Here is a 4,580-nt window from a genome sequence, read left to right on the forward strand (position 1 = left end):
AGCTCGCCGCGCGCACCGCCGAGCTCGGCTTTGAGCTGCGCGAGCGCCTGACCGCCCAGCCCGAGTTCGTCCTGGACGCCGAGACCTGGATCGACCCGGCGCTGCACCCCGCCGTGGCCGCCCTGGCCGATCCGGTGACCGGGCTCGCCGCCCTCGACGAAGCCGGCGCCGTGAAAGCGGCGGGCCCGATGGCCGGTTCGGCGTCGTCGGGCACCGGTCCGGCCCGATCCGGCCCGGCGCTTTCACCGCAGCGCGTCGAGAACGCAGGAGACACGCCGAAGGGCGACCCGTCGAGCAGCCCCGGCACGCCAATCCTCCTGACCTCTCGACCAGAAGGCGGGGTGAAGCCCCTCGCCGAGGCAGCCGCGGCCGATCCGCTCGCGCTCGACGACGCCGAGTGGGTCGCGCTGCTCGAGGCGACCGGCGACGATCTCGACTCTCTCGCCGCGACCGCCGACGACGTCCGCCGGTACACGGTGGGCGAGGCCGTCACCCTCGTGGTCAACCGCAACCTGACCTCCACCGGACTCCGCACCACCGCGAGCACCGACCCCGCGGCGTTCACGCTCGACGACGTCGGGGCGATCGCCGCCGACGCGTGGGACCTCGGCGCCACCGAGGTCTGCGTGCAGGGCCGCCTCCCCGGCGACGTCGACCCTTCGGGCTACCTCGACATCGCCCGGGCCGTGAAGTCCGCGGCCCCCGGCATCCATCTGCACGCCTATCGTCCCCAGGACGTATGGGACCTCGCCGACCGCGGCGGCCTGGGCCTCAACGGCGCCCTCGCGGCGCTGCGCGAGGCGGGCGTCGACTCCGTCCCGGGCACCGGCGTCAAGGTGCTGAGCGAGCGCGTGCGCGCGCTCGTCGCACCAGGAGACCTCGAGATCGACCGCTGGATCGAGGGCATCACCGCCGCGCACCGCGCGGGGTTCCGCTCGACGAGCGTCCTCTTCTACGGCCACGTCGAGACTGCCGCCGAGCGCATCGCGCACCTGCGGCGGCTGCGGGAGCTCCAGACCGCGGCCGGGGGGTTCACCGAGTTCGTCCCGATCCCCCTCCCCGGCCCTCAGGGCGGCGTTCCGCTCGTACCCGGCCGCGGTGCGCTCGACGAGCACCGCGCCATGGTCGCGGTGTCGCGGCTGCTGATGTCGGGCAGCATTCCGCACATCCAGATCCCGTGGACGCGCGTCGGGCGCAAGGCATCCGTCGTCCTGCTGCAGGCGGGTGGCGACGATCTGGGCGGCACGCTGCTCGACGGCCGCGTGAAGCCCGAGGCGGGCATCGAGCACGGTCTCGAACTGCCGGTGACGGATGCCGCCGCCCTCGTCGCGCCGCTCTTCCGGCCGTTCCGCCTCCGCACCACGACGTACGGCCAGGTCAGGGCATGACCCGCGTCGAGGTCGCGATCGTCGGCGCGGGGTTCGCCGGGATCGGCATGGCGATGGCACTGCGGCGGGCGGGCCGCGACGACTTCGTACTGCTCGAGCGTGCGGCATCCGTCGGCGGAACCTGGCGCGACAACACCTATCCGGGCGTGGCGTGCGACGTGCCGTCGCACCTGTACGGGTTCGCGGCGCACCCGAACCCGTCGTGGTCGGGCACGTACGCGCAGGGGCACGAGATCCGCACGTACCTCGAACGCGTCGTCGACGCCGAAGGCCTGCGCGACCGGCTCCGCCTGAACTCCGGAATGCAGTGGGCGGACTGGGATGCCGAGCACGAGGCCTGGCGCATCGGCACGGGCGTGGGCGTGGTGCTGGCCGACGCGCTCGTGCTGGCGTGCGGGCGGCTGACCGAGCCGTCGATCCCCGAGATCGCGGGGCTCGAGACGTTCCGCGGGCCGCTGTTCCACTCGGCCCGCTGGGACCACTCCGCCGACCTCGCGCGCCTCCGCGTCGGCGTCGTCGGCACCGGCGCGAGTGCGGTCCAGCTCGTGCCCGAACTCGCGCGCACGGCCGCGCACGTGACGCTGTTCCAGCGCAGCCCGGCGTGGATCGTGCCGCGGGGAGGCAGCGAGTATTCCGAGGCAGACCGGGCTCGCTTCGCCGCGCGGCCCGACGAACTCGCGCACCTGCGCGACGAGCTGTACGCCGAGGGCGAGGCGCGCTTCGCGTCGCGGTCGGGGGATGCCGAGGCATCCGCCCGTGCCCAGGCCGAGGCGCTCGCGCACCTGCACGCGCAGGTCACAGTCCCCGCGCTGCGCGCCGCGCTCACCCCCGACTACGCCTTCGGGTGCAAGCGCGTGCTCCTGTCGGACGAGTTCTACCCCGCCGTCGCCTCCGACGCCGTGACGCTCGTGCCCTCCGCCCTCGAGTCGGCGCACGGCTCGACGCTCGTAGCAGCCGACGGGTCACGCCATGACGTCGACGCGCTCGTGCTCGCCACGGGATTCGCTTCGACCCGCCAGCCGTACGCCGACCTCGTCGTCGGCGAGCACGGCGAGACGCTCGCGCGGCACTGGTCGACCGGCATGACGTCGTTCGCGTCGACCGTCGTCGCCGGGTTCCCGAACCTGTTCGTGCTCAACGGCCCGAACGCGTCGCTCGGCCACTCGTCGTCGGTGCTCATGATCGAGGAGCAGGCCGCCTACACTGCCGGCGTCCTCGCGCGCCGACAGGAGGTCGGCGGCGTGCTGCGCGTCGATCCCGGCGCTGAGCAGGCCTACACCGACGAGATCGCGGCGGCCGCGGCATCCACCCCCTGGATGACCGGCGGATGCCGCAACTGGTACGTCGACGAACGCTCCGGCCGGCTCACCCTGCTGTGGCCTGGGACGGTCGCCGCCTTCCGCGCGCGACTCGCCCGCGCTGACGGCTCGGAGTTCCTGCCCGCACCCGACCTCGAGCCCGCGCTCGAACCCGCCCTCGAAGGGAGACCCGCATGACCATCCCGCTGCGCTTCGGATACAAGGCCTCGGCCGAGCAGTTCGGCCCGACCGAGCTGCTGGACTACGCGATCCTCGCGGAGGAGGCCGGGTTCGACTCGGTCTTCGTCTCGGACCACCTGCAGCCGTGGCTTCACGAGGGCGGTCACGCTCCGGCATCCGTCCCGTGGCTCGGTGCGCTCGGCGCGAAGACCTCGCGCGTGCTCATCGGCACGTCGGTGCTGACGCCGACGTTCCGCTACAACCCGACCGTCGTCGCGCAGGACTTCGCCACGCTCGGGGTCATGTACCCGGGGCGCGTGATCCTGGGCGTCGGCACCGGCGAGGCGCTCAACGAGGCGAACCTCGGCATCGCCTGGCCGGATCCGCCGGAGCGGTTCCAGCGGCTGAAGGAGGCGATCGGGCTCATCCGGCGCCTGTGGTCGGAGGACCGCGTGAACTTCGAGGGCACGTACTACACGGCCCGCAACATCACGATCTACGACAAGCTCGACCAGCCGGTGCCGATCTACATCGGCGCCGCCGGGCCCGCCGCGACGCGCCTCGCCGGCCGCATCGCCGACGGCTTCATCACGACGAGCGGCAAGAAGCCCGAGCTCTACACCGACACGCTCCTGCCCGCGCTCGACGAGGGGCTGTCGAAGGCCGGCCGCACGCGCGACGGTCTCGACACACTCATGGAGATCAAGGTGTCGCTCGCAGAAACGGTCGAGGCCGCGAAGGAGAAGACCCGGTTCTGGGCGCCGCTCGCGCTGACTCCCGAGGAGAAGATGGGCGTCGACGACCCCATCGAGATGCAGCGCCTCGGCGAGGAGCTTCCGATCGAGCGTGCGGCCTCGCGGTTCATCGTGTCGGACGACCCCGACGAACACGTCGAACGCATCGGCTGGTACATCGACCTCGGCTTCCGTCACCTGGTGTTCCACGACCCGGGGCACGACCAGGCCGCGTTCCTGCGGATGTACGGCGAGGAGATCCTGCCGCGCCTGCGCGCGAAGTACGGCACGTGAGGGCTCTGTTCCGGCGGCGTGGGGCCGAGGTGGAGCCACCGCCGGCCCGGTGGATCGTCGTGGTCCCCGTGAAGTCCGCGGCGCGCGGCAAGTCCCGCCTCGACGTCGCGGGCATCGACCGAGCCGCCCTCGCGCGCGCGATCGCCCTCGACACCCTCGAGGCGGCGACGGCGTGCGAGCTCGTTGCGCAGGTGGTCGTGGTGACGAACGACCCCGCGCTCGCGCGCGAGTCGGCCGCGATCCCGGCGCTGCGGTTCGCCCCCGAGGGCGACACGCGCGGTCTCGACGCGGCCGTCGCCACCGGGATGGCGGCGATGGATCCGAACGAACGGATGCCGCGCGCCGCACTCCTCGGAGACCTCCCCGCCCTGCGACCCGCCGATCTCGCCGACGCGCTGAGGGCTGCGGCATCCGTCGATCGCGGGGTTGTGTCGGACGCCGAGGGCACCGGCTCGACCCTCGTCACCGCGCGCGCCGGCGTGCCGTGGACCTCGTCGTTCGGCGACGGATCGTTCGCACGGCACCTCGAGCTGGGGTGCACGCCGTTGGCGGTGCAGGATGCCTCGACCCTGCGCCGCGACGTCGACACCGCCGACCAGCTCGACGCGGCTCGGGCTCTCGGTCTCGGCTCGCGCACGGCGGCGCTGCTGAGCGCGGCGCGCCGGAGCTGAACGCCCGCTCAGCCG

General features: G+C 73.2%; 4 protein-coding genes. All 4 read left to right on the forward strand.

The features are described 5' to 3' along the window. A partial coding sequence (locus tag EIO58_RS13135) for a radical SAM protein (protein WP_342447980.1) occupies positions 1-1,388 on the forward strand: 1,388 nt, incomplete at its 5' end. Next, positions 1,385-2,884: a flavin-containing monooxygenase gene (locus EIO58_RS13140; protein WP_127819920.1), complete on the forward strand. Its 1,500-nt coding sequence runs from the start codon at positions 1,385-1,387 to the stop codon at positions 2,882-2,884. The genes EIO58_RS13135 and EIO58_RS13140, both read left to right, overlap by 4 nt. Continuing rightward, the gene (gene fgd, locus EIO58_RS13145) at positions 2,881-3,894 is read left to right on the forward strand and encodes a glucose-6-phosphate dehydrogenase (coenzyme-F420) (protein WP_127819921.1); all 1,014 of its coding nucleotides are present in this window, start codon (positions 2,881-2,883) and stop codon (positions 3,892-3,894) included. The genes EIO58_RS13140 and fgd overlap by 4 nt, the downstream gene beginning before the upstream one ends. A gap of 59 nt (positions 3,895-3,953) precedes the next feature. After that, a complete protein-coding gene (cofC, locus tag EIO58_RS13150; protein ID WP_240658824.1) occupies positions 3,954-4,565 on the forward strand; it encodes a 2-phospho-L-lactate guanylyltransferase in 612 nt (203 codons plus the stop codon). Positions 4,566-4,580 lie beyond the last annotated feature (15 nt).

It is taken from the genome of Microbacterium sp. CPCC 204701 (assembly GCF_004010105.1).
Classification (GTDB): Bacteria; Actinomycetota; Actinomycetes; order Actinomycetales; family Microbacteriaceae; genus Microbacterium.

Bases quoted from the DNA above. Each gene is read 5' to 3' on its own strand.
- EIO58_RS13140 (WP_127819920.1), top strand. From the start codon at position 1,385: ATGACCCGCGTCGAGGTCGCGATCGTCGGCGCGGGGTTCGCCGGGATC.
- fgd (WP_127819921.1), top strand. From the start codon at position 2,881: ATGACCATCCCGCTGCGCTTCGGATACAAGGCCTCGGCCGAGCAGTTC.